This is a genomic window from Microbacterium luteum, from assembly GCF_015277875.1.
In the GTDB taxonomy this organism is placed as follows: Bacteria; Actinomycetota; Actinomycetes; order Actinomycetales; family Microbacteriaceae; genus Microbacterium; species Microbacterium luteum.
Genome location: NZ_CP063814.1, coordinates 3331862 through 3354169 on the forward strand (window position 1 = coordinate 3331862; position 22308 = coordinate 3354169).

Below are 22308 nucleotides of genomic sequence, written 5' to 3' on the forward strand. Positions count from 1 at the left end.
AACGGGATGGAACACAACCGAAAGGGGGATGTGCGCGATGCGCCCGCCCCACGTTCGTCGCGTCGGGTGACCCGGGCGGGGACGAAAGATGAACGGCCGGTATCGATTGCGCGGCTTGCTGGGAACGCTCCTACGGGCTTGACAGATGGAGGACGACCCCGGTGACGCCGTCGCGGATGGATGCCATCCCCGACGCGGTTGCGCGCTCGGCGACCTCGACGGTCGCGGACTCCGAGGACAGGTCGGCGTCGGGGGCGGCCGCCGATCCGCGAGATGTCGCGCCCTCCCAGATGACGGCGGTCACGTTCTGCGTCGGCTCCGCCAGCTGTGCCCCGATCAAGAGGAACTGCTGGTCGAGCATCTGGGCGGTGTCGTATGAGAACGTGTCGACCACATCCGCCCCCACACCCACGACGAGGTCGGGCTGGTCCGCGGTCGCGTCGCTCAACGCCTGGGCGACGTCGCTCTCCGCCGTCGACGCCGCGTCGTAGGTCTGGATGCTCGCGCCGGCGTCATCCGCGAGGGCGAGCACACCCTGAAGCAGCCTGTCTGCTTCAGCGGTCGGCGGGTGGACCACGGCGATGCGGTACCCGGTCATCGCCGGTGCCGTGCCGGGCGGTGTCGCCTCGATGGTTCGGCCAGGCTCCGGGACGACGGTGCTCGCGCCGGCCGGCTCGGCGGCGGGAGCTGCGTCGGGATCCGCTGCAGCGCACCCGCACAGCGCGAGCGCCCCGGCGAGGGCGAGGACGCCGCAATGGATCATCGCGGCGCGAGGGAACATCACCGCGTCAGTAGACCCTGGTTCGGGGCCGAGGAGCTGACGCGAGGGTTACGGGCGGATGAACGGTGGCCGTTCACCGTTCATCCGCCTTCGCCTCGACGCACGCGGGAAGTTGCCGTCTCCCGCGTGCGTGAGCGCAGTCAGCTCTGTGTTCTGTTGCGGCGTCGCGCGGTCAGGAGGGCAAGTGCTCCCGTGATCAGGAGTGCTCCTGCGATCCCGGCGAGAGGCCACGGCGTTTCGGATCCGGTCGCGGCAAGGCTCGTCGTGGGCGGGGTGGAGTCGTCAGCGCCCGCGTCGGGCATGGCGGGGCTGCTTGCGCTTGGTTCAGGGGTTGGGCTCCCCGTGGGCACCGGTTCGGGCGCCGGCTCCTCGGAGTCACGCAAGACGGTGAGGAGCGCCTGACTGGTTGCGGTCTCTCCCGCGCCGTTGCTGAACACCGCCCGCACCGCAGTGCCGCTCTCATCCTGCGTGACCGCGCTCAATGTGAGCGTTGTGGAGGTCGCTCCTTCGATGGGCTGGAAGACGGCGTCTTCGAAGGTCAGCTCGTACCACTGCACCTCCAGGTACCGGGACGCATCAGCCGTGAACGTCGCATCCTGCCCCGCCGGAACCTGCTGGTCCACCGGCTGACTCGTGATCTCCGGCGCACTCCCCACCTCCGGGCCTGGCGTGGGTTCGTCGGTGCTGGGCAGCACGGTGAGGAGCGCCGCCCGGGTCGCGGTCTCACCCGGACCGTTGGCGAACACGGCGCGGACCGCTGTGCCGCTTTGATCCCGGGTGACCGCACTCAACGTGAGGGTCGGGGAGGTTGCCCCTTCGATGGGCTGGAAGATCGCGTCTTCGGAAGTCAGCTCGTACCACTGCACCTCCAGATACCGGTTCGCGCTGGCCGTGAACGTCGCATCCTGCCCCGCCGGAACCTGCTGATCCACCGGCTGGCTCGTGATCTCCGGCGCTCCCCCCACGTCCGGACCAGGCGTGGCGTCCTGGGTCGTGACGGTGGATGGATTGGCCGGCGCACGGGTGCCAGCGACGGCGACCGACGGCACGGCCAGGGCAGCCGACGTCAGGGCGAGCACACCTGCGATCGCGCCGAGCGCACGTGCTGTGCGGGATGTGTTCGCACGAGTGCGCGTGGGTCGTGTGGCCATGGGTTTCCTCCGAACGACAACGAAACAGCAGGACGAGGGCGCCGCGTCAGCCAGACCACATCACCCGATCGGCCCAGTCGCACGCGATCCCCACGAACAACACGCAGGAGACCCAGCGAGTTGAGGCGCGGAGGCACCGACTCCGCGCCCACCCTATGCACGACGACAGAGCCGTCTCGTCGTGCGATACCCGCGGAGGCTCCCGAGGCTGCATGAACCGTTCGACCGGTCGACGCTCACAAGCGGTGCTCCCGCGCCTGCTTCCGCGGAAATCCGGGACTCGTCGGCTCTGGCGCCACCCTTCGATGCCCCTCCCGAGATTCGCGCAGATTCATCGATCGACCCTCACCCTGACACGGGGGTGAGGGTCACCCCCGTCACCATCGACACTCGGCGGCTCTGAACCGCTACGCCTGGCGGCTCGCACGGCCTCGACGGCGGCCGAGGGGGACCCCCCGGAACGCCGGGCCGTGTCCCGGGCGCACCCGATCCGCGTCCAGCCCCGCCAGGCCTCGGCCCGCCTCCCCGGGGTCAGTCGGCCTGGGCGTAGCCGAGCGCCGCCGCCACCCCCGCCAGGCCTCGGCCCGCCTCCCCGGGGTCAGTCGGCCTGGGCGTAGCCGAGCGCCGCCGCCACCCCCGCGTTGACGACCTCGCCGCCACGCACGTTGAGGCCCTTCGCCAGTGACGGGTCGGCTGCGGCCGCGGCATCCCACCCCCGGTCGGCGAGCGCTGTGACGTATGGGAGCGTGGCGTTGGTGAGTGCGCGGGTCGAGGTCTCCGGGACCGCGCCCGGCATGTTGGCGACGCAGTAGTAGAGCGCGTCGTGCACGGGGAACGTCGGTGCGTCGTGGGTGGTGGCGTGCGACCCCTCGAAGCAGCCACCCTGGTCGATCGCGATGTCGACGAGCAGAGACCCGGGCTTCATGCCCGCGACCATGTCGTCTGTCACGAGCTTGGGGGCCGCGGCGCCCGGGATCAGAACCGACCCGATCACGAGGTCGGCGCTCTGGAGGGCCTCGGCGATCGCGTAGCGGGTGGACGCACCGGTCTGCAGTGCGTTGCCGTAGCGGTGCTCGAGCTCGCGCAGTCGCGCCAGGTTGACGTCGAGAACGGTGACCTGCGCACCGAGGCCGATCGCATTCGCGGCGGCGTGCTCGCCGGCCACTCCGCCACCGATCACGACCACCTGCGCGCGCCGGGTGCCGGCGACTCCACCGAGCAGCATCCCGCGGCCACCCTGTGCGCTCATGAGGTGGTACGAGCCGACGGCGATCGACAGCCGCCCGGCGACCTCGCTCATGGGTGTCAGCAACGGCAGCGAGCGGTCGGGCAGCTGAACCGTCTCGTAGGCGATGGCCGTGGCACCGGATGCGACGATCGCATCGGTGAGCGGGCGATCGGCGGCGAGGTGCAGATACGTGAACAGGGTCAGGTCGGGCCGGAGATGGGCATACTCGGCGGCGATCGGCTCTTTCACCTTCACCAGCAGGTCGGCGCCATCCCAGACCTCGGCGGGGTCCGGCACGATCACGGCGCCGGCGGCGGCATAGTCCTCGTCGTCGATGCGCGAGCCCGCCCCCGCACCGGCCTGCACGAGCACCTCGTGCCCGCGGCGGGCGAGCTCGTCGACGCCGGCCGGGGTGATCGCGACGCGGTTCTCGTTGTTCTTGATCTCCGTGGGGATGCCGATGCGCATGTCGTTACTCCTGAGTGACGAGGAAAGGACGGCCGTACTCTTCGATGATCGCCGGATGTTCGTTACAGTGGGATTTCCTCCGAAGATACTTCCGCGATGCGTGACCGAATGACCGCACGGGCGGCACGAAGAGCACATCGGTGACCGTGCGACGAAAGCATCTTCGCAGGCTCCGACGAAAGGATCGGATATGCCCGGGCCGCAGCGTGACATCCGCGTGAAAGAGGTCGCCGACCTCGACGCCGTCGACAGGCAGATCATCGCGATCCTGTCCCGCGACGGCCGCACCACCAACGCCGACCTCGCCGCGTCGCTGGGCGTCGCCCCGTCGACGGCTCACACCCGGATGCGCTCCCTCGTCGATCGCGGCATCATCACCGGCTTCCACGCCAGCGTGGATCACCAGCGACTCGGCCGAGGTCTGCAGGCCATGATCGGGGTGGCGCTGCGCCCGGGCGCCCGCCACGACAGCATCGTGGCGTTCGCCGACGAGGTGCGCAAGCTGCCGCAGGTCGTCCAGTTGTTCTTCGTCGGCGGCGTCGACGACTTCATGGTGCACATCGCCGTCGCGGACGCCTCGGAAGTGCGCGAGTTCGTCGTTGAGCACCTGTCCGCGCAGCAGTCGGTCGCCACGACCCGCACGAGCATCGTCTTCGAATACCACCGCAACGCCGTTGCGGCATCCTTCCGCTGAGACCTCGCGACCGAGGAGTCGCGTCGCCGAGCGAGGGATGCGTCAGGCGGCGGCGAGCGCGAGGCCGAGGGCGTGACCGGAGCTCCACGCGGTGCGGACGGCCGGGCTGTCGCCCCACGCGTCGCCGCATGCGGACAGGCCGGGACCGCGGAAGTACGACGCACCGGCCGTCTGAGCGGGTCGGGCGAACCTCCAGCGGTGGGCGAAGGTCTCTTCGGGCTCGGTGTGGATGCCCAGCAGGTGCCGGGTGGCGGCGACGACAGCGGGGACCGCGGTCGCCGGCTCGTCGAGATGCTGCCGCGCACGCTGTGCCGTCGTATGCACCACGAGCACGGGCGCCGCGTCGCCCCGGCGGTCGCCGTCGTCGGCGATGAAGGACACGTCGGGGTGCTCGTCGACGAACGCGCCGTGCAGGTCCCCCGGCCACTGCCGGCGGTCCCATCGCAGGGCGACGGCGATGACCGGCTCCCACTCCAGGTCGGCGCCGGGTGCGGCGCCGGTGAGGCGGGCCGCCTGCGGGCCGGGCATGGCGAGCACGACCTCACCGGCATCCTGCCAGTCGACGCGGTAGGGCTCGACACGTTCGATCGTGCGGTCCAGGTGCACATCCAGGCCGTCCGCAAGGTCAGCCGCGAGCGATCGCAGACCTCGCGGCGCGGCCCAGCGGATCGGCCCGGGCTTCTGCGTCTGCGACCCGTCGGCGCCGATCACGACGAACGTGTCGGTCCACGGGCGCGCAAGTCCACGTTCCTGCCACCCGGCGACGACCGCTTCGAAGGGCGCAGAGTCGCCGACGACGAAGTACGACGCGCCGTGGTCGACGGGGCGCCCCCAGAGCGTGCGGCTCGCCAGGCGGCCGCCGACGCGGCGCCCCCGGTCGAGAACCCGCACCGAGAGTCCCGCGGCGGTTGCCGCCCGTGCGCACGCGAGACCCGAGATCCCCCCACCGATGACGGTCACATCCGCTGCCATACGCCCATCCTTCCGTGTGCTGATCTAACGAGGCGCGGCACGATCAGCGCGACAGCGGACGGAGCTGGTCTTCTGCGACCGGGAACGCCACGGGGTAGGAGACCTGGGTGACGGATCCAAGTGACAGGATGAGGGCGATGGCCAGCGAGCAGGGACGACGCATCGTCCGCCGCAGAACCCGACGCCAGGTGATCACCTGGACGACTGTCGCGGCGACGATCTCCCTCCTCGCTGCGGCGCTCCCCTATCTCGAGATTCGCGGAGTGGCCGCCATTCCGGTGCTTCAAGCGCTCGTTCCGCTCGGAGCTGTGGCCCTGCTGGTGTTCGCGTTGACGTCGATGGTCTTTCGACTGTGGGCGGCCGCGTTGGTCTTCGTCATCGGCGCCGGGATCAGCGGCATCCCGACCCTCACCCCGATTCGCGAGGGAGAGGTGTGCGAGGCCGGAACTCCCCTGACCGTGTTGTCCTTCAACGCGAAGCTCTCGGGCGCCGATCCTGCCGCGCTGTCCGAGCTCATCCGCACCGGTCGACCGGATGCCGTCGTCCTGCTCGAGACGAATGAAACGCTCATCGACGCGGTGCGCATCCAGAACGACCTGGCCGACGCGTTGCCCTACCGAACCCGCGAGGTCACCCAGGGCCAGGCGAGCGGAAGTGTGATCCTCTCTGCCCACCCGCTGTCGCTGGAGGAGAACGTCCCCGGGAGTGAGTTCGACCAGGTCAGCGCCGTGGCGACGATGCCGGGAGACGTCGACGTGAGGTTGGCCGCGGCGCATCCGCCGCCACCGGTCTGGCAACCGAACGGCTGGCTCAGTGGTCTCGACGACATGGCCGCGTGGGTGGATCAGACCTCCGACGACCGACTCATCGTCGCCGGTGATTTCAACGCCTCGTTCGCTCATCCGGCGCTTCGTCGCCTGGCGTCGGAACTTCGCACCGGCGCCGAAGCGGCCGGTCCCATTCCCTGGCCCACCTGGCCGGAGGGGAGATTGGTGCCGGCGTTCACGGCGATCGACCACGTCTTCGCGAGGGATGCCGCACCTACCGACTGGCACAGTTACGCCGTCGACGGCAGCGACCATCGCGCTGTCGTCGCTCGGTGGACTCTCTGCGCGTGACGCGCGACCACGGGGGCAGACGCCGTTAGCGGCTCTCGATAGCGAGGCGCCCCGCAAGCAGCACGTAGGTCGCCGCGAACGTGCGCCGCAACCAGGCGACCACTCTCGGCCGCGTGATCACGTGCGTGCGAACCGACGCGGCGAACGCACCGTAGAGCCCGAAGACGATGAAGGTCACCGCCATGAAGATCAGGCTCAGTCCGACCATGTGCCAGGTGGCGTCCGCGCGGGCCGGAACGAACTGGGGGAGGAAGGCGAAGAAGAAGATCGTCAGCTTCGGGTTGAGCAGGTTGATGAGCACAGCGGTGCGGATGACGCGCCACGACGACACCGGGGCGGCGTTCACATCCGGGTCGATCGTCGAGGTGTCGCGCAGGGTGCGCCAGGCCAGATAGAGCAGGTACGCGACACCGAGCCACTTGATGGCCTCGAAGGCGACGGCGGATGCGTGCAACAAGACCGCGAGGCCGGTGATCGCGGCAATGAGGTGAGGGATGACGCCGAGTGTGCACCCGAAGGCCGCCACGATGCCGGCGCGGACACCCCGCGACAGGCCCGCGGCGACGGTGTAGACGGCGCCGGTGCCAGGGGTAGCCACCACGACCAGCGTCGTCAAGAGGAAGGCGAGGCTCATGGGGATCCTTTGTGGAGTCTTCTTCGGACACAGTAGTGCGGCGGACAGTGCCCACGTGTCCGGCTCACACCGCGCCATCCGGTGCCGTTTCGTCACGACCGCTCTCCGCACGCCGGGCGGCGAGCCGGCGCTCGCGCATCGCGAGCCACAGCGGAAAGGTGAACGCGAACGCCGTCAGCGCCGAGCCGACGATGTACAACCAAGCGAAGCGCATCCCGATCCGGCGCGACTCGACGATGATCAGGATGCTGCCGGCCACGGCGACAAACAGCAGATCGTTCGTGATCGACGACACCGCCGGGCCGCTCGAGAGGAGGTCGCCGATGAAGTCGTTCCCCTCGGCGATCGCGATCGCGTTGAAGGTCCAGGTGACGACGAGGCCGGCAACCGCGAGAACGAGGTAGACGACGGCGAGCGGAGTCCAGTGACGGGTCATGCGCCCAGTGTGGCGGTCGGCTCCGTCACGACGACGGATGCCGCGGCCGCGCGTCCTGACGACAGGTAGCGGCGAGAGGCGGCGCCACGGAGGTCCGTTGACAAGATCGATCCAATATTGTTAAGTACTTAACTATGAGAGAGGACGAAACCCGACGGGCGCAACACCTTGCGCTGACTCTTCACCGCGCCACAGCGCTCGTGGACCGCGTCGCCGACGCATACCTCCGCCCCGCTCATGGCATCGGCATCTCGGCATTCGCTGCGCTTGTCACGATCGACGCCCTTCAGCCGGCGCGACAGAGCGAGATCGCGCGGGGGCTCGACATCTCACGCGCGGCCGTGACCCAGCAGCTCGGCGGCCTCTCCACGCGAGGACTCATCGCGATCGAACCGGATGCCGCGGACAGCCGTGCCAAGCTCGTGCGCCTGACGCCTGCCGGTAGACGACTGCTCGCTGCCGCCTGGGAGAGCCTGGCCAGCCAAGACGACGGCGTGGAGGACGGAGTCGACCTCGACGCGCTGCAGTCGGCGCTGGACACTCTGATCGCGAATGCCACCCGCTACCTCGATGGCGTGGAGGCGACGCGATGAGCGAAGCGGCGACTGTCGTCGCGGCCACGGTGGCGATCGTCGTGCTCGCAGCGCTGGCCGTGCTACAGGTCCTCGTCGCGCTGGGCCGCCCGTACGGACACCTGGTCTGGGGCGGTCAGCACCGCATCCTCCCTCGGCGCCTGCGGATCGGCAGCGCGGTGTCGATTCTCCTCTACGCCGCATTCGCCGCGATCCTCCTGTGGCAGGCCGGGGTGTTCGGCGATGCGGGCGCCGTCGCACAGATGGCGACCTGGGTGCTGTTCGCGTACTTCGGCGTCGGCGTCGTGCTCAACGCCATATCGAGGAGCCGTCCGGAGCGCATCATGGGCACGCTGGCGTCTGCTGTGCTTGCCGCCTGCACGCTCGTGATCGCGCTCCCGTGACGATAACCCTGCCGGAGCGCGGTCCCGTCAGCCGCGCACGGTCCGCGACATGCGGGGCTGGTCGACGCCGATTCTCGTGATCGGGCTGTGGTCGGCGTCGATACCGGCACCGATCCCACGCTCCCGAGAGGGGGTACTGCTGGTACCTGTACGAAGCGTCACTCCCGCGACCGCGGGTGTGACGATTGGGTGGGTATTGGTCGGAGATGCCGCGCGTCCGGAGACCGGATGGTGGGGCCCACAGCATCCGACCGCCGAGTCACAGGAAGAGACTTTATGAAGGCCACGCTCATGTACGGCGCCGGTGATGTTCGCATCGAGAACGTCGCCGACCCGATCATCCAGTTCCCGACGGACGCGATCGTCCGCACCACCCGCACCTGCATCTGCGGCTCCGACCTGCACCCCTACCACTCGATGGCCGCGTCAGAGCACGGCACCTCGATGGGACACGAGCTCATCGGCGTCGTCGAGGAGATCGGCGCCGAGGTCCGGACCGTGAAGAAGGGCGACTTCGTCATCGTCCCGTTCGCATTCAGCGACAACACCTGCGTGTTCTGTCGCGAGGGCTTGCACACGGCGTGCAGAAACGGCGGCTGGTACGGCACCCCCGCCGCGGCCGGCCTGCAGGCCGAGTACGGCCGGGTTCCCCAGGCCGACGGATCTCTGGTCGTCGTGCCCGGCGTCGATCCCGACACCGTCGACGAGGGTCTGCTGGCTTCGCTGCTGACCCTGTCGGACGTGTACCTCACCGGGTACCACGCGGCTTTCATGGCGGACGTGAAGCCTGGCCAGTCGGTCACGGTGATCGGGGATGGCGCCGTGGGCCTGGGAGCAGTGCTCGCCGCGAAGCAGATGGGTGCCGAGCGGATCATCCTCATGGGCCGTCACACGGTGCGCACCGATCTCGGCATCGAGTTCGGCGCCACCGACGTCGTCGCCGAGCGCGGCGGCGAAGGCGTTGCGAAGGTTATGGACCTCACGGACGGTGAGGGCAGCCATGCTGTGCTCGAGGCGGTCGGCCACATGCCCGCATACGAGCAGGCGTACGGCATCGTCCGCCCCGGTGGTGTGATCTCGCGCGTCGGTGTGCCCCAGTACGAGAAGGCCGGGGTCGGCTTCGGCTCGCTGTTCGGCAAGAACGCGCGCCTGGCCGGCGGCCCGGCCCCGGTGCGCGCCTATCTCGAGCCCGCGATACAGCAGGTGCTCGACGGAGTCATCAACCCCGGTCTCGTCTTCGACCGCACCGTCTCGCTCGACGAGGTGCCGGCGGGCTATGCCGCGATGGATGCCCGCGAGGCGTTGAAGGTCATGGTCACCGTGTGACCTCAGCATCCACTCTCGGCCGCCGGCGACCCGGGCGCCGGCGGCCGAGCCTGTCTCAGCGACGGCGCGCGTGCGGCAGCAGTTCGTGCGCACCGTAGCTGTTGTCACCGGGGTTGATCGTGACGCCCGGGGCGACGAGTTCGTCGATCCGGTCGAGGATCTCGCTCGGCAGGGTGCGCTCGACCGCGGGGAGGTAGGACTCGAGCTGCTCCATCGTGCGTGGTCCGACAATCGCCGCGGTGACGCCGGGGTGGTTGATCGCCCAGGCGATCGACATCTCGATCAACGTCATCCCGTTCGCTTCGGCAAGGCTGGCGAGCTCCTCGACGATGTCGAGTTTGCGTTGGTTCTCGGGCAGGCTCATGTCGAACCGCACGCCCGGCCGGGCGGCCGAGGTCGGCTTGCCGACGGCATCCTTGCGCCACCGTCCGGACAGCCATCCGCCGGCGAGCGGACTGTAGACGAGCGTGCCCATGCCGTAACGCTGCACGGTCGCGAGCACGTCCTCTTCGATCCCGCGGACGAGGATCGAGTAAGGCGGCTGCTCGGTGATGAACCGCTCGAGGTTGCGGTCGCGGGACGCCCACTGGGCTTCGACGATCTGCGAACCGGAGAACGACGACGAGCCGATGTAGCGCACCTTGCCCTGGTGCACGAGATCGCTGAGCGCGCCGAGAGTCTCCTCGATGTCGACATGCGGGTCGGGGCGGTGCACCTGGTACAGATCGATGTAGTCGGTGTCGAGACGACGCAGCGAGTTCTCGACCTCGCGGATGATCCACCGCCGTGATCCCCCGCGACGGTTCGGGTCGTCGGCGTCCATCGGCATGAAGAACTTCGTCGCGAGCACGACGTCGTCGCGACGGCCCTTCAGCGCCTTGCCGGTGATCTCCTCCGACCGACCGGCGGAGTAGACGTCGGCGGTGTCGACGAAGTTGATGCCCTCCTCGAGCGCGCGATGGATGACGCGGATCGCATCCGCCTCATCGTCGTTGCCCCAGGGGCCGAACATCATGGTGCCGAGGCACAGTGGCCTGACCTGCACACCGGTGCGGCCAAGCGAGCGGTACTTCACTTCTGATCTCCTTCGGTCCTGCCGGGGTATTCGTCGCGGTACTTTCAGTCTTCGGGGATCGGGAACAGCGTCTTTTCGCCGAACTCACGGTCGGGGTCAGGACCGCTCTCGCGGCCCGTGTCGAGCGCGTCGATGCGGGCGAGCTCGTCAGACGCGAGGTCGAAGTCGAAGACGTCGAAGTTCTCGGCGATCCGACCCGGGTTCGTGGATTTCGGGATCGCCGAACGACCCTGTTGCAGGTGCCAGCGGATCATCACCTGTGCGGGCGTCTTGCCGTGCGCGGCCGCGATCGCGGCGATGGTGTCGTCCTGCATCACGTTGCGGCGCTCATCACCCCACGGGCCGGGGTAGAAGGTGATGCCGCCGATCGGCGACCAGGCCTGGGTCACGATGCCCAGCGCCGCATCCGCCTTCTGCGTGGCAGGCTGCGAGTGATACGGGTGCAGTTCGATCTGGTTCACCGCCGGTACGACCGTTGCGGCATCCATCAGTCTGTCGATCGCGGCGGGGGTGAAGTTGCTCACGCCGATCGCCCGTACTCGCCCGTCGGCGAGCAGCGTCTCGAGCGCCCTGTAAGCGGCGATCGTGCGGTCGAAGAGGTTGGCGGCCTGCTGGTGCAGGATGAGCAGGTCCAGCTGCTCGACGCCCAGCTTGCGGGTGGACTTCTCCCACGCGTGCAGGGTCTCGTCGTACCCGTAGTCGGATGGCCACACCTTGGTCTCGATGAAGACGTCTGCGCGGTCGATCCCGGAGCGTCGGATGCCTTCGCCCACCTGCCGCTCGTTGGCGTAGGCCGCGGCGGTGTCGATGTGCCGGTAGCCGACCTGCAGTGCCGTCTCGACGGCCGCAGCGGTCTGTTCGGGTGCACTTTGGAACACGCCGAGCCCGAGTGCGGACATGCGGACGCCGCTGTTGAGGGTCAATTCTTCTGTCACGACCGCGACGGTACGCCGACCCTCGGGCAGGAGGGAGGCCCCGGCGTTACCCCTTTCTTGGTGCATCGCGATGTGGTGAGCGAGGTAATGGCAGGGCCTCCCATCGCGTCTCGCCGCGGCATAGCGTGGTCCACATGGGAGACATGCGAGCCGAGGTCAAGGAGTTCCTCGCCACCCGCCGTGGCCGGCTCACGCCGGAGCAGGCGGGGCTGCCGGTCTACGGCGGCAACCGTCGCGTCACGGGGCTGCGCCGTGAAGAGGTCGCGATGCTCGCCGGGGTGTCGGTCGACTATTACGTACGCCTCGAGCGAGGCAACCTCGCCGGCGCCTCCGAGAGTGTGCTCGACTCGCTCGCGACCGCGCTGCAGCTCGACGACGCCGAGCGGCAGTACCTGTTCGACCTCGCCCGCGCCGCCGGACCAGCCGCGCGCCGCAAACGGAAGTCGGCGACCGTCGTGCGGCCCGCCGTGCAGCAAGTGCTCGACGCGATGGCCGACGCGCCCGCGTGGGTGCGCAACGCTCGACACGACATCATCGCGACGAACACCCTCGGCCGCGCGCTCTACTCACCGGTGTTCGACGACCCGCACCGTCCCGTCAACACCACCCGATTCGCCTACCTCAACCCGACCGCGAAGGAGTTCTGGCGCGACTACGACCAGATCCTGCACGACGCGGCATCCATGCTCCGAATGGAAGCCGGCCGCAACCCCCACGACCCCGACCTCATCCAACTCGTGGGAGAACTGTCGACCCGCAGCGAGACATTCCGCGAGCGATGGGCGTCGCGCGACGTGAAGTTCCACCGCACCGGCGTCAAGCGGCTGCATCACCCCGTGGTCGGCGACCTCGACCTCAACTACGAATCGATGGAACTCCCCGGCGAACCCGGACTCTTCCTCAACGTCTACACCGCTCCCGCCGACTCACCGTCGGCCGACGCGCTTCGGATGCTGGCGTCCTGGGCCGCCACCCGCGAGGGCACTCCCACGACCACACAGGAGAAGACACGGTGACCTGGACCGCTGACGAACTGCGCGAACTCGACCGCGCCCATGAAGTGCGCGTCGCGGGGCGCCGCGTCGACGGGTCGTCGCGCACCCTCACGATCGTGTGGCACGTCGTCGTCGACGACACCCTCTACCTGCGGTCCGTGAAGGGCCCCGCTGGCGAGTGGTACAAGGGCGTCGCCCGGCACTTCGAAGGATTCCTCCGATGGGGATCGACCACACGCGAGGTGACCTACACGCTCGATTCCTCACAGGATGCCGCGATCGACGCCGCTTACTTCGCCAAGTACGGCACCGGTTCCCCCAGTCAGGCCATCACCAGCCCCGCCGCGAAGCAGACCACACTCCGGGTCGTTCCGCGCTGACCAGGATGCCGGGGATATCGCCGAGTGATGCCACGGCGAGTGCTACGGTGGGCGCATTCCAGCGGGGAGGTGACGGCGCGATGATCGACGCTCTGACGTCCTTCCTGCAGGTCCTGCTCTTTTCTTCGACTCTGGTCGGCGCGTCCGCTGCCGGCTCGGCACCGATGTGGGCACTGGTCTTGGCGGCGGTCGTCGTCATCGTTCTGCTGCGAGCCGCGGGTTCGCCCCGATCGATCCGAGCCTCCCTGGCCCGTCCGGCTCGGGCCATCGGCGTCTCGGCGACGGTGGCGCAGAGTGACCCGGATGCGGCGGGCCATCCGCGTTCGCGCGCTCCGGGGATCGCGGCTTCGGCCGCGTAAGCACCCGACGCTCCTCCACCCCTTCTGCAGGGGTGATGTCTGTGTTCGTCGATGTCTGGCGTGGCCGCTCTGCGACCACCTCTCACCTCACCGGACGGACATCATGGACCTCTTCTCCTTCCCACCCCTCTCGGCCACCCTCGACGCGGCATACGCCGTGATGATGGGGTTGGCGTCACTGCTGCAACCGGTCACGGGCGGGCTATCCGCCGCCGTCGCCGTCGTCATCCTCACGCTCGTGGTGCGGACGATCCTGATCCCCACGGGTGTCGCGCAGGCCAAAGCCGATCAGACACGCGCGCGTCTGGCACCGAAGCTCCAGGCGCTGCAACGCCGACACAGGAACGACCGCGAGCGGCTGCAACGCGAGACGATGAAGCTCTACGCCGACGAGAACGCTTCCCCGTTCGCCGGGTGCGCCCCGGTGCTCATTCAGGCGCCGATCGTCGGAATCATCTACGCGCTGTTCCTGCACAACGCCATCGCCGGTCACCCCAACGAGCTGCTCACCGAAGACCTCTTCGGCGTCCCGCTCGGCGCGAGCCTCATCGGATCGATTGGAAGCGGATCACTGACGCTACCGGCCGTCGCCGTCTTCGGCATCGTGATCCTGGTGATCGCGGCGGTTGCCGAGCTCACCCGCCGGCTGCTGCGCCCGGATCCGTCGGCGTCGACGTCGACACCGGGCGGCGAGGGGATGCTGCGCATGGCAGGCCTCCTGCAGTTCGGCACCGCCGTCGCGGCGATGCTCGTTCCGCTCGCCGCCGGCCTCTACCTTCTCGTCACGGTCGCGTGGAGCCTCGGCCAAAGACTCATCCTGCGCCGCAGGTTTCCCCTCGAGCCTTCCAGCCATCGGAGTTAGGAGCCCCGGGCGTGGATGGTTCGCGAAGTCCAGACAGGATCCTCGTACGGGCATGGCTCGGTAGAGGTCCGCGTGGGCATTGGGGTCAGCGCGGGCAACGTCCATGGCGTCGTTCTAGAGTCGCGACATGCGGATCGTCGTTTCCGGGACCCATGCGAGCGGGAAGAGCACGCTCGTGTCCGACTTCGCGCTTCGCCACCCGGAGTTCGTCGTGCTCCCAGATCCATTCGAGCTGGTCGACGAGGCCTGGGACAGCCCGAGTGCCGTGTTGTTCGCCGCCCAACTGCGCCTGTCGGCCGCGCGGCTCCATCCGAACGGGACCACGGAAAGCCTCATCGCCGAGCGCGGCCCGATCGACTTCCTCGCCTACCTGCTGGCGCTGGATGAACTCAACAGAGCAGCTGCTTCGCGGGAGCTCATCGAACAGTCGATCGACATCACCCGGGAGGCGATGCGACATGTTGATCTCCTCGTCGTCCTGCCTCTCGATACCGGCGCCGGAATCTTCGCTCCTGCCGACGAGGACCTTCCGTTGCGCGAGGTGATGAACGACGTGCTGCTGGATCTCGCCGCCGATGAAGAGATCGCCGGCGCCGCCATGAACGTCGTCGAGGTTACCGGCGGTCGGAACCAGAGACGCGCAGCCCTTGAGGAACTCATAACCCCGGCGCCCCCTCACCCCTGAAGATCGGGCGATCCCTATACGGGCGCGGCACGAGAAGGGGACCTCAGCGCGCGTTCTACAGGTGAGACGCCGCTGGCGTATGGAGTCAGGCCCTGGGCTGCGAGGCGTATTCGTGAGGCTGGGGTCGTCCGCGGTCAGCGTTCGCTCCGCGTTGAGAAGCGCCGCCTAGATCACAAGCGTCGTGTTGACGATCGTGCTCGTCTCGTCCGGACCACGGAGGAAAAGTACCGCGACCTGTTGGTTGCCGTGCTCGTCAAACCACTTGACGGACAGATTGACGCCGAAGGTGATTCCCTGCGGAGTGAAGACACCCATGAACGTGCCAGACGCGCCGCCCGTCTCGGTGCCGGACAAGTCCTGCCAATGTCCAGCATCGACGATCTTGAAGTCCGGATCGGCGTCAAGTCGAACCTCCCGCGCCACACTCCGAGGAACCGAGTTGCGCAAGACGTACACGTCCTCCTCGTCCGTGTTCTCCGGCGCGACCATCCATCGCGGTGCGGGCAGTGGAATGGGCGCAAGCCGACTCGCTTCGGCCTCCGCGATGGCGTTCTCATAGAACTCCTTCGCGTGTGCGTACCCCTCCTTCCAGCCAGCGGACCTGGCCTCTTCTGCCGCGCTGTCGGTTCCCTTCCGAATCTCCTCAGGCGACATGAACACCTGTCGCGAGTAGTCGTTGCCGTGCCCGTCGAGCCACGTCACCGTGAACGTAACGCCATCCATGCGGCCCTTCTCGGTCGGTGCGCCGCGGAAGTACTTGCCGATGATCCCGCCAGGACGCGCGTCACCGAACTGGCCTCGAAAGAACACCTCGCCGTCCGTTCTGAACTCAGACGAGTCAGCGGTCAGGCGTACGTCGTAGCCCGCGTAACCGTGGTTGTGAAGCCAGTGGAGCGCCATGTCGCCCATCAGACGGTCTTCCGCGCTCACGCTCCAGCGCGGTTGACGAGCGCGTTCACGCTCGGTCTCGATCTCGGCCTTGTGGCTCTCGTATCCCTCGCCGATGAGAGCTGCACGCTGCTTCGCTGTGACGGGGCGAATGGCCAGCGCCCACTTGGCGAAGCGTTGCACATTTCCCCACGTGGCTCGACGCCAGACCGGAATCACCGCTGATCCGATCAGCAGGGCTACCCCGGCGACGACAAGATACGCCCAGAACGGGAGGTTGGCCTTCGTTGCTTCAGAGATCAGCGCGGGGACGCCCCAGACGATTACGGCGACGATAAGGCCACCGACGACATTCGCCGATAGCTGGCGGTCGTACCATTTCGACTGGTCCCCACTCACCGCGCCAGATTACTGGAGTGGTGGCGTCCCACTGAGCGTCAGGAAATATTGGCCCACCTTGGCGTGGAGGAGCGAACGACTCCTAAGCGGTCTCTCGCTTCTCGATTTCCTTCAGGGGCATGCCCGCTATCGTCGGCGCGCATGTCGGTTGGCAAGCGTGCGCGCAGTCCAAACGTTGCGGCGGAAAGTGGAAGTGTCGCCCCTTCAATCTGCGGCGTGTGGAGGGAGACGAACGCCGGCCTCGGCGAGTCGGGCCGCTCGTAGCGCTTTGGGCTCCGGCGGCCAACTCGCCATTTCGAGTGTTGCAGCGAATTGGCTGTAGCTCTCCGCCCGCGTGAAGAAGAGGTCATTGTGTCCGAGTCGCAACAACTCACGGGAGTCGCTTCTCGGTGTGAAGACCAGCTCTGGCATTAGCACGAACCCGTCGATTTCGTAGCCGGAGAAGTCATAGTTATCTCCGACGGGGTTCTTGGTCAGCGTGGCGATTCGGTCCTGCCATTGATCCAGCGCCTTGTTGAGCCGGTCGGTCCCACTCCGCACCGCGGCGTGCTCGCCGGCGAGGTAGTCGACGGCAGTAAGGAACCGCTTGCAGGAAATTAGGAAGAGCTTGGTGCCGACAACGAGCAGAGCGTCGGCGTCGGTTACTACCGATCCGTTCAGGCGGAGTTCCTTGCCGCGCATTGGGCGGAGCTCAGCGGACGGAGCGAGAACGCTTCCATCGATGAGCTCCTGGACGACGAGCTCGAATTGCGCCCCGGTCAGATTCGATATCAGGCCTCCACTCGGCGACAGTTTGAGTCCCTGCGTCACGTGCCACGCGTACGCCCACGCGTCGACCAGAGTCCTTCCCTCGTGGTCCTGGAGGACTGGTCCAGGAAAGCTGCGTCGACCCGCTTCGTACAGGCCCTGGACGTGATCCATGACCTCGCCCGGGGTGAGGCTGCTTTGGCCATGGGCTGACAACCACTTCGAAACATCCACATCTCCGAGGGCGGCCGCGACTTGTGCTTCCAGGTCTTCTGTTGGGAGCGACATGAGTCCAAGGCGGGGCAGAGTCCGTCCAGCGTCGTTGTCGGCGAACATGACGCACCGGAGGAGGGTGTTGCCGAAGACAATCAGCGATACGACCCGTGCAGGATTGTCGAACGACGCGAGCACATCGTGCCGCTCGAGGACCATGTACTTCTCGTCCCCTGTGGTGAAGGCCCTGACCGTGAACTGCACGGCATCTTCGGTTGTCGCTGCAGCGGCGTAAGGTCCATCCCAGGTCTCGTCGAGCGCGTACCCGTGCGTGAAGCGGAATGCGACGAGCATCGGCGGGTCGCCCTCGAACGAGTCGACGTCGATCTTATTCAGACGGATCTCATCGTCAGCGGAAGACCAGGAGGTGCGGACGTCGAATTCGTGGAGAGCATCGAGCAGTGCGTCGCTGTCGACGACGGCAGGGCGGCGCGTGCTCTGGACCTTGTACTTGACGCCTTTGGAAGCGCTGCGAATTGCGCCCTCTAGCTCGTCGACCAATCGGACGAGCGCCATGAACTTTGCCAACTTCGCTGAGACGGCGATCGGAACGGTTTCGGCCATCGCGTCGAGCCTGTCGCCGCGAGCGGTGCCGACAAGGTTCTCCGCAATACGTTGTCTCGAGTCGCCTTGGGTATCCGTCGTACCTGATTCTGCGAAGGTCAAAGCGTGAGGGGTGAGCCTACGAATGAGATGTAGCCATGTCGCTGAGTCGTAGGCCGCGGCAACTTCCGTCGCAGCAGTCACAATCCCTTGGCGAAGCGCGATCATGTAGTCGAACGCTGGCGCCCCTTCGAGTACAACGCCGTCCTCAACCGCAGGCAGCGCGGCGCGCAGGGCCTGAGTCGCCGCCTCGGCGGCGGACGAGTAGCACCGTACGAATGCCTCATCGAATGCGTTAAAGCCTGCCCGTGTCTGCGGGCCCGCGTGCGTGGGCATAGGAGTCGCCGCAGACGGCGCCGGCGGCGGAACCAGCCGGGGCAACGCGCGCAGATCGGGGCGACGAAATGAGTCTCCTTGGGCCACCTCCACATCATGACGCACAGCCTCGTCAAGGCGAGCGTGTCGTCGCCCGATCGGTGCGCGATTGCCGTCACGGGCCAGGTCCCGTCGCCCACCGCGCGGTTGCGGCCTGCAATTCAGACGCAGCCGTCGTGCACGCAAGCCGGTGCCTCAACGAGCGTTCTCTTGATCGGACACGCTTCAATTCCGACGTCACCGCATCAAGGGGTCGGATTCTCACAAACCCCGCCCGGGTGGACTCTCGCTTGCCGGGGCCTTTGCGCGCAGGAGTCGTGGCGCTGCTGTAGGTTCCCGCTCGAGATGGCGGATAACCCCAGGGATTCCACGCTAGTTGGCGGTGGTCCCGGACTCAGGATTCCACGGGAAATGGCGGATTCCTACACCGCTCTCTGACGCGCCGACCCTGTCTGGTCAGCGGCCTGTCACGCCTGGAGTCCCGCGGGGTGGTGGTCTTTCGGGCCCGCGGCGTCGTGACCGCGACGGGGTGAGCCATCGTGCGATGGTCAGTGAGAACGACCAAGAACTCACACAGAAAGACGACACCGCACGATGGCTCTTGACCAGTCTGCCCTCCTCGAGCTGCTCGGGGAACTGAAGCTCACCGGCACCACCGACCGCATCCGAGCCGCGACCGAGCGGCTCTACCAGGAGCTGATCGACGCGGAGACAGCCGCATTCATCGGCGCCGCCCCCTACGAGCGCACGAGCGAGCGCACGACTACCCGCAACGGTTCCCGGCCGCGGGTGCTGTCGACCACGGCTGGGGATCTGGAGTTGCGGATCCCGAAGTTGCGGCAGGGGTCGTTCTTCCCGTCGCTGCTGGAGCGGCGCCGCCGGGTCGACCAAGCCTTGTTCGCGGTCGTGATGGAGGCCTACCTCCACGGCGTCTCAACCCGGAAGGTCGATGACCTCGTCAAAGCGCTCGGCGCTGACACTGGCATCTCGAAGTCCGAGGTGTCCCGCATCTGCCAAGGGCTCGACGCCGAGGTCGCATCGTTCCGCGACCGCTCGCTGTCTGACATCGCCTACCCCTACGTGTTCCTCGACGCGACCTACTGCAAGGTCCGCATCGACCACCGTGTCGTGTCCCAGGCGGTCGTCGTCGCGATCGGCGTCGCCGCTGACGGGCGGCGGGTCGTGCTGGGCTTCGATGTCGGAGACAGCGAGACCGAGGAGTTCTGGAAGCAGTTCCTGCGCTCGTTGAAGACACGAGGTCTGGGCGGGGTGAAGCTGGTGATCTCCGACGCCCACGCCGGACTGAAGAAGGCCGCAGCGACCGTGTTGCAGGGCGCCGCCTGGCAGCGCTGCCGCGTCCACTTCATGCGCAACGTCCTGACCGCCCTCCCGAAGGGCCGGCAGGAGATGGTCGCCAGCGTGATCCGCACGATCTTCGCCCAACCCGACGCCGAGCACATCGATGCCCAGTTCGACGAAGTCGTGCGCATGATCGAGCGCGTCCACCCCAAGACCGCCGTGATGCTCACCGACGCCCGTGACGACATCCTCGCGTTCAAAGCGTTCCCCGCCCGGCATTGGCGACAGATCTGGTCCACGAACCCGCTGGAACGCCTCAATCGGGAGATCAAGCGCCGCACCGACGTCGTTGGCGTGTTCCCGAACAACGCCGCCCTGCTCCGCCTGGCCGGCTCCGTCCTCGTCGAGCAACACGACGAATGGGAAGCCGCCGACCGCCGCTACTTCTCCGAAGCCTCCATGACCGAGCTCACCGCGACCACCCCCACCATCGACGAGGCGGTGATACTCCCCGAGATCACCGCCGCCTAAACTAACGACAGCTGATCATCGCAACGAAGCGAAAGACCACCACTCAAACGGACGCGGCCCTACCGGGAGTCGAAGGTCCGAGTCTCGGAACGGCACCGGCGCCAGGTTGTCGTCGAGATCACGTTCGCTTCCCCCCATGACCTCATCCGGTGGGAGGACAGTAAGGAGCGGCAGGCGCACCTGCAACAGGCCGTGCCGCTCACGATCGGGCAGGCCCGTCCACTGACTCCGGACGCCCTCACCGGTGCAATCCCGACGGCCGGTCCCGCGCGCCCGCGGTGGTGGACGGCGCGATAACGCTGCACCCGAGCGCCCCGCCGAGACGATCCGGCGGGGCGCTCCCGTGTCCACCCCCCGGTGTAGGAACCGCTCAGAGATGTCCACGACGACTCGACGAGACCGAGGAATCGCGGCTAAAGTGTCCGCGTCCAACGCGTGTGTCTACTCCTCGAGTTGTCCATCGCGGTTCGAGCTGACGACACCCGCCAGAAACATGTGCTCGCAGCTCATCGTTTACAGAGTGGTGACGACGGTACCTGCTGGTTTGTACAGCACAGCCAAGGCGGTAACGCCGACGATGGCGAATCCGAGCAGCGCGCTAGCCGCGATGGGCAGTCCAATGACACCGAGCCAGCCCGCGATCGGGTAGCTAACCAGAAAGCAGCCGTGCGAAAGTGCGAATTGTGCGGTGTATACCAGGTTGCGGTTAGCGGGGGTGGACGCGTCGGCTAGAAGCCGTGACGAAGGGGTGTTAATCAGCGAGGTACTGGCACCGAGCAACGCCCAGGTGGCAAGCAGCATCCACCAGCCCTCTCCCGTGGTCGTGGCGATAATCGTCATCGCGATGGCCGCGATCAGACCCGAAACAAGCGTCCAGGCACCGATGCTCATGGCGCACAAGACACCGATGCGGTCGACGATCCACGGGACGTTGAGGGCAATGATCAGGGAACCGACCCCATACGCGCCGAGGGCGAGGGCGAGGGCGGTGTCATCCAGGTCGAACACGCCTTTGGTGTAGACGACGGAGTTGACCAGGACGATAGCGGTGCCGGCCGCGACGACCACGTTGGCGGCCATCAGGAAGCGGAGGCTGGGCGTGCGGGCGAACACGCGCAGCCCGGTTGGCAGCCGCTCCCAGAACGTGCCGGTGGACGCATCGGGTACGTGTGCGGGAAGGCGGGCGATGAGGACGAGGGTGGCGGAGGCGGCGAAGCCGACGGCGGTGCCCACGAACAGGTTGTTGTAGCTGATCACGGCAAGTAGGGCTGCGGCGATGACGGGGCTGAGGATCGAGTCGAGATCGTAGGCGAGGCGTGACAGCGCGAGGGCACGAGTGTACTGCTGGGGGTCGGGCAGCACGCTCGGGATGAGTGATTGGAAGGCGGGGGTGAAGGTCGCGGACGCGGACTGCAGCACGAACACGAGCACGTAGATCTGCCAGGTGTCCTGGACGAAGGGCAGGGTGAACGCGATCGCGAGTCGAACGGCGTCGGCGCCGACCAGAACGGCCTTCTTGGGGAGCCTGTCCACGAGCGCTGCAACCAGGGGTGCGACGCCGACGTAGGCGACCATCTTGATCGTCAACGCGGTGCCGAGCACCGATCCGGCGGCATCTCCGGCGATCTCGAACGCGAGCAGTCCGAGGGCAACGGTGAGCAGGCCGGTGCCGACAAGGGCGATGACCTGGGCGAAGAACAGCGCCCGGTAGGTGCCGTTGCGTAAGACGGTGATCATGGCGCCACAGGGCGGCTGGCGTCGGCTCCGGCGTGGTGGTGCGGGGCGGCGCCACCGAGGGAGTGCTCGGCTTGGAAGATCGCGTCCGTGACCAGCTGGCGCGCGTGTTCGTCGGCGAGGGCGTAGAACACGCGGGTGCCGTCTTGTCGGGTGGTGACCATACGGGCCAGGCGCAGCTTGGCGAGATGCTGGGAGACGGCGGCGGGTGACTTGTCGACGATGTCGGCGATGTGGTTCACGGACAACTCCCCGGCTCCCTCGAGCGCGAGGATGATCCGCACGCGGGTGGCGTCAGCGAGCATCGCGAAGACCTCGACGGCGAGCTCTACGTAGAGGCTGTCGGGGTCGCGGCCGCATGTCACGTTATCTGCATTCATACGC

General features: G+C 67.4%; 23 protein-coding genes. 11 read left to right on the forward strand and 12 right to left on the reverse strand.

The window, feature by feature from the left end:
• Positions 1–130 precede the first annotated feature (130 nt).
• The 3 genes from IM777_RS16100 to ald all read right to left on the reverse strand — a co-directional run bounded on the left by IM777_RS16100 (position 131) and on the right by ald (position 3628).
• Complete coding sequence (locus tag IM777_RS16100) at positions 131–784, reverse strand: hypothetical protein (protein WP_194384061.1); 654 nt, start codon at positions 782–784, stop codon at positions 131–133.
• Positions 785–921: 137 nt separating this feature from the next.
• Entirely contained in the window at positions 922–1932 is a 1011-nt protein-coding gene (locus IM777_RS16105) for an immunoglobulin domain-containing protein (protein ID WP_071045264.1), read from the reverse strand.
• Between the two features lie 598 nt (positions 1933–2530).
• Positions 2531–3628, reverse strand: a complete 1098-nt coding sequence (ald, locus tag IM777_RS16110; RefSeq protein WP_194384062.1) for an alanine dehydrogenase — start codon at positions 3626–3628, stop codon at positions 2531–2533.
• Positions 3629–3818: 190 nt separating this feature from the next.
• Here ald and IM777_RS16115 point away from each other — a divergent pair, with 190 nt between their 5' ends.
• On the forward strand, positions 3819–4322 hold the full coding sequence (locus tag IM777_RS16115; RefSeq protein WP_194384063.1) for an Lrp/AsnC family transcriptional regulator: 504 nt from the start codon (positions 3819–3821) through the stop codon (positions 4320–4322).
• Positions 4323–4364: 42 nt separating this feature from the next.
• On the opposite strand, the gene IM777_RS16120 is transcribed toward IM777_RS16115, so the two are convergent.
• Complete coding sequence (locus tag IM777_RS16120) at positions 4365–5294, reverse strand: NAD(P)/FAD-dependent oxidoreductase (protein WP_194384064.1); 930 nt, start codon at positions 5292–5294, stop codon at positions 4365–4367.
• Positions 5295–5431: 137 nt separating this feature from the next.
• On the opposite strand from IM777_RS16120, the gene IM777_RS16125 reads away from it, so the two are divergent.
• The gene (locus tag IM777_RS16125) at positions 5432–6412 is read left to right on the forward strand and encodes an endonuclease/exonuclease/phosphatase family protein (protein WP_194384065.1); all 981 of its coding nucleotides are present in this window, start codon (positions 5432–5434) and stop codon (positions 6410–6412) included.
• 25 nt (positions 6413–6437) lie between these two features.
• Here IM777_RS16125 and IM777_RS16130 read toward each other — a convergent pair whose 3' ends face one another.
• Positions 6438–7046, reverse strand: a complete 609-nt coding sequence (locus IM777_RS16130; RefSeq protein WP_194384066.1) for a LysE family translocator — start codon at positions 7044–7046, stop codon at positions 6438–6440.
• A 64-nt stretch (positions 7047–7110) separates the two neighbouring features.
• Positions 7111–7482: a DUF2834 domain-containing protein gene (locus IM777_RS16135; protein WP_194384067.1), complete on the reverse strand. Its 372-nt coding sequence runs from the start codon at positions 7480–7482 to the stop codon at positions 7111–7113.
• Between the two features lie 134 nt (positions 7483–7616).
• On the opposite strand from IM777_RS16135, the gene IM777_RS16140 reads away from it, so the two are divergent.
• The 3 genes from IM777_RS16140 to IM777_RS16150 all read left to right on the forward strand — a co-directional run bounded on the left by IM777_RS16140 (position 7617) and on the right by IM777_RS16150 (position 9784).
• The gene (locus tag IM777_RS16140) at positions 7617–8075 is read left to right on the forward strand and encodes a MarR family winged helix-turn-helix transcriptional regulator (protein WP_194384068.1); all 459 of its coding nucleotides are present in this window, start codon (positions 7617–7619) and stop codon (positions 8073–8075) included.
• Positions 8072–8458 (forward strand): hypothetical protein, encoded by a 387-nt coding sequence (locus IM777_RS16145; protein WP_194384069.1) that lies wholly within the window; start codon positions 8072–8074, stop codon positions 8456–8458. The genes IM777_RS16140 and IM777_RS16145 overlap by 4 nt, the downstream gene beginning before the upstream one ends.
• A gap of 276 nt (positions 8459–8734) precedes the next feature.
• Positions 8735–9784, forward strand: coding sequence for a zinc-binding dehydrogenase (locus tag IM777_RS16150; RefSeq protein WP_194384070.1), 1050 nt, complete (start codon positions 8735–8737; stop codon positions 9782–9784).
• 55 nt (positions 9785–9839) lie between these two features.
• On the opposite strand, the gene IM777_RS16155 is transcribed toward IM777_RS16150, so the two are convergent.
• Complete coding sequence (locus IM777_RS16155; protein WP_071045273.1) at positions 9840–10859, reverse strand: aldo/keto reductase; 1020 nt, start codon at positions 10857–10859, stop codon at positions 9840–9842.
• 44 nt (positions 10860–10903) lie between these two features.
• Positions 10904–11758 carry an aldo/keto reductase gene (locus tag IM777_RS16160; protein WP_071045274.1) on the reverse strand — a complete coding sequence of 285 codons (855 nt, stop codon included), beginning with the start codon at positions 11756–11758 and terminating at the stop codon, positions 10904–10906.
• 170 nt (positions 11759–11928) lie between these two features.
• On the opposite strand from IM777_RS16160, the gene IM777_RS16165 reads away from it, so the two are divergent.
• The 5 genes from IM777_RS16165 to IM777_RS16185 all read left to right on the forward strand — a co-directional run bounded on the left by IM777_RS16165 (position 11929) and on the right by IM777_RS16185 (position 15075).
• On the forward strand, positions 11929–12810 hold the full coding sequence (locus IM777_RS16165; protein ID WP_194384072.1) for a helix-turn-helix transcriptional regulator: 882 nt from the start codon (positions 11929–11931) through the stop codon (positions 12808–12810).
• Positions 12807–13169 (forward strand): DUF2255 family protein, encoded by a 363-nt coding sequence (locus IM777_RS16170; protein WP_194384073.1) that lies wholly within the window; start codon positions 12807–12809, stop codon positions 13167–13169. Before IM777_RS16165 ends, IM777_RS16170 begins: the two co-directional genes overlap by 4 nt.
• An 80-nt stretch (positions 13170–13249) precedes the next feature.
• Positions 13250–13528 carry a DUF6412 domain-containing protein gene (locus IM777_RS16175; protein ID WP_194384074.1) on the forward strand — a complete coding sequence of 93 codons (279 nt, stop codon included), beginning with the start codon at positions 13250–13252 and terminating at the stop codon, positions 13526–13528.
• A gap of 103 nt (positions 13529–13631) precedes the next feature.
• Positions 13632–14390 carry a YidC/Oxa1 family membrane protein insertase gene (locus tag IM777_RS16180; RefSeq protein WP_194384075.1) on the forward strand — a complete coding sequence of 253 codons (759 nt, stop codon included), beginning with the start codon at positions 13632–13634 and terminating at the stop codon, positions 14388–14390.
• Between the two features lie 127 nt (positions 14391–14517).
• Complete coding sequence (locus tag IM777_RS16185; RefSeq protein WP_194384076.1) at positions 14518–15075, forward strand: DEAD/DEAH box helicase family protein; 558 nt, start codon at positions 14518–14520, stop codon at positions 15073–15075.
• 165 nt (positions 15076–15240) lie between these two features.
• On the opposite strand, the gene IM777_RS16190 is transcribed toward IM777_RS16185, so the two are convergent.
• Positions 15241–16362: a hypothetical protein gene (locus IM777_RS16190; protein WP_194384077.1), complete on the reverse strand. Its 1122-nt coding sequence runs from the start codon at positions 16360–16362 to the stop codon at positions 15241–15243.
• A 204-nt stretch (positions 16363–16566) separates the two neighbouring features.
• Positions 16567–18321, reverse strand: coding sequence for a hypothetical protein (locus IM777_RS16195; protein WP_194384078.1), 1755 nt, complete (start codon positions 18319–18321; stop codon positions 16567–16569).
• 633 nt (positions 18322–18954) lie between these two features.
• On the opposite strand from IM777_RS16195, the gene IM777_RS16200 reads away from it, so the two are divergent.
• On the forward strand, positions 18955–20190 hold the full coding sequence (locus IM777_RS16200; protein ID WP_046746337.1) for an IS256 family transposase: 1236 nt from the start codon (positions 18955–18957) through the stop codon (positions 20188–20190).
• Between the two features lie 513 nt (positions 20191–20703).
• Here IM777_RS16200 and IM777_RS16205 read toward each other — a convergent pair.
• Both IM777_RS16205 and IM777_RS16210 read right to left on the reverse strand, forming a co-directional pair.
• Complete coding sequence (locus IM777_RS16205) at positions 20704–21927, reverse strand: MFS transporter (protein ID WP_101305188.1); 1224 nt, start codon at positions 21925–21927, stop codon at positions 20704–20706.
• The gene (locus IM777_RS16210) at positions 21924–22304 is read right to left on the reverse strand and encodes an ArsR/SmtB family transcription factor (RefSeq protein WP_067121069.1); all 381 of its coding nucleotides are present in this window, start codon (positions 22302–22304) and stop codon (positions 21924–21926) included. Before IM777_RS16210 ends, IM777_RS16205 begins: the two co-directional genes overlap by 4 nt.
• Between the last annotated feature and the right edge of the window lie 4 nt (positions 22305–22308).

What these genes read in the sequence shown, in the direction of transcription:
- IM777_RS16105 (WP_071045264.1), bottom strand. Translation starts at nt 1,932, where the DNA reads ATGGCCACACGACCCACGCGCACTCGTGCGAACACATCCCGCACAGCA.
- ald (WP_194384062.1), bottom strand. Translation starts at nt 3,628, where the DNA reads ATGCGCATCGGCATCCCCACGGAGATCAAGAACAACGAGAACCGCGTC.
- IM777_RS16115 (WP_194384063.1), top strand. Translation starts at nt 3,819, where the DNA reads ATGCCCGGGCCGCAGCGTGACATCCGCGTGAAAGAGGTCGCCGACCTC.
- IM777_RS16120 (WP_194384064.1), bottom strand. Translation starts at nt 5,294, where the DNA reads ATGGCAGCGGATGTGACCGTCATCGGTGGGGGGATCTCGGGTCTCGCG.
- IM777_RS16125 (WP_194384065.1), top strand. Translation starts at nt 5,432, where the DNA reads ATGGCCAGCGAGCAGGGACGACGCATCGTCCGCCGCAGAACCCGACGC.
- IM777_RS16130 (WP_194384066.1), bottom strand. Translation starts at nt 7,046, where the DNA reads ATGAGCCTCGCCTTCCTCTTGACGACGCTGGTCGTGGTGGCTACCCCT.
- IM777_RS16135 (WP_194384067.1), bottom strand. Translation starts at nt 7,482, where the DNA reads ATGACCCGTCACTGGACTCCGCTCGCCGTCGTCTACCTCGTTCTCGCG.
- IM777_RS16140 (WP_194384068.1), top strand. Translation starts at nt 7,617, where the DNA reads ATGAGAGAGGACGAAACCCGACGGGCGCAACACCTTGCGCTGACTCTT.
- IM777_RS16145 (WP_194384069.1), top strand. Translation starts at nt 8,072, where the DNA reads ATGAGCGAAGCGGCGACTGTCGTCGCGGCCACGGTGGCGATCGTCGTG.
- IM777_RS16150 (WP_194384070.1), top strand. Translation starts at nt 8,735, where the DNA reads ATGAAGGCCACGCTCATGTACGGCGCCGGTGATGTTCGCATCGAGAAC.
- IM777_RS16160 (WP_071045274.1), bottom strand. Translation starts at nt 11,758, where the DNA reads ATGTCCGCACTCGGGCTCGGCGTGTTCCAAAGTGCACCCGAACAGACC.
- IM777_RS16165 (WP_194384072.1), top strand. Translation starts at nt 11,929, where the DNA reads ATGGGAGACATGCGAGCCGAGGTCAAGGAGTTCCTCGCCACCCGCCGT.
- IM777_RS16175 (WP_194384074.1), top strand. Translation starts at nt 13,250, where the DNA reads ATGATCGACGCTCTGACGTCCTTCCTGCAGGTCCTGCTCTTTTCTTCG.
- IM777_RS16180 (WP_194384075.1), top strand. Translation starts at nt 13,632, where the DNA reads ATGGACCTCTTCTCCTTCCCACCCCTCTCGGCCACCCTCGACGCGGCA.
- IM777_RS16185 (WP_194384076.1), top strand. Translation starts at nt 14,518, where the DNA reads ATGCGGATCGTCGTTTCCGGGACCCATGCGAGCGGGAAGAGCACGCTC.
- IM777_RS16195 (WP_194384078.1), bottom strand. Translation starts at nt 18,321, where the DNA reads ATGCCCACGCACGCGGGCCCGCAGACACGGGCAGGCTTTAACGCATTC.
- IM777_RS16200 (WP_046746337.1), top strand. Translation starts at nt 18,955, where the DNA reads ATGGCTCTTGACCAGTCTGCCCTCCTCGAGCTGCTCGGGGAACTGAAG.
- IM777_RS16205 (WP_101305188.1), bottom strand. Translation starts at nt 21,927, where the DNA reads ATGATCACCGTCTTACGCAACGGCACCTACCGGGCGCTGTTCTTCGCC.
- IM777_RS16210 (WP_067121069.1), bottom strand. Translation starts at nt 22,304, where the DNA reads ATGAATGCAGATAACGTGACATGCGGCCGCGACCCCGACAGCCTCTAC.